The organism is Mesorhizobium sp. WSM4844, assembly GCF_055811775.1.
The window spans coordinates 1-615 of record NZ_JBVVQB010000177.1 but is presented as its reverse complement, the minus strand read 5'-3'; the positions used below and the strand labels follow the sequence as shown (position 1 = coordinate 615).

Below are 615 nucleotides of genomic sequence, written 5' to 3'. Positions count from 1 at the left end.
CTGGACGGTCATGGTGCGCCCGTGCCGTTCGGGGCGGTGGGTGAGCTTTACATCGGCGGGGCGGGGGTGGCGCGTGGCTACCTCAACCGTCCCGAGCTGACGGCCGAGCGGTTCATCGCCAGTCCCTTTGTGGAGGGCGACCGTCTGTACCGGAGCGGCGACCTGGGGCGTTATCTGCCGGACGGCAATCTGGAGTTCCTGGGCCGCAACGACGACCAGGTGAAGATCCGCGGCTTCCGCATCGAGCCGGGCGAGATCGCCGCACGGCTTTGCGAGCACGCCTGGGTGCGCGAGGCGGTGGTGGTGGCGCGCCAGGACCGCGCCGGCGACAAGCACCTTGTCGCCTATGTCGTGTGTGGACCCGAGGCAGGATCGGACGACGAGGATGGAAGCGGGCTGGCCGGCGCCTTGCGGGCGCATCTGGGCGGGCGGCTGCCGGACTACATGGTGCCAGCTGCGTTCGTGCGGCTCGAGGCGCTGCCCTTGACGGCGAACGGCAAGCTCGACCGCAAGGGGCTGCCGGCGCCGGAGGACGAGGCCTATGCGCGGGCGGCCTATGCGGCGCCGCAAGGCGAGGTCGAGACGGCGCTGGCCGAGATCTGGGCCGAGCTCCTC

1 protein-coding gene is annotated in these 615 nt (G+C 71.2%); it reads left to right on the top strand.

Translation table 11 applies throughout. The annotated features are described in order from the left end of the window. Positions 1 to 615, top strand: a 615-nt coding sequence (locus tag AC0L2A_RS36320) for an AMP-binding enzyme (RefSeq protein WP_473612992.1), incomplete at both ends; no start/stop codon positions are given.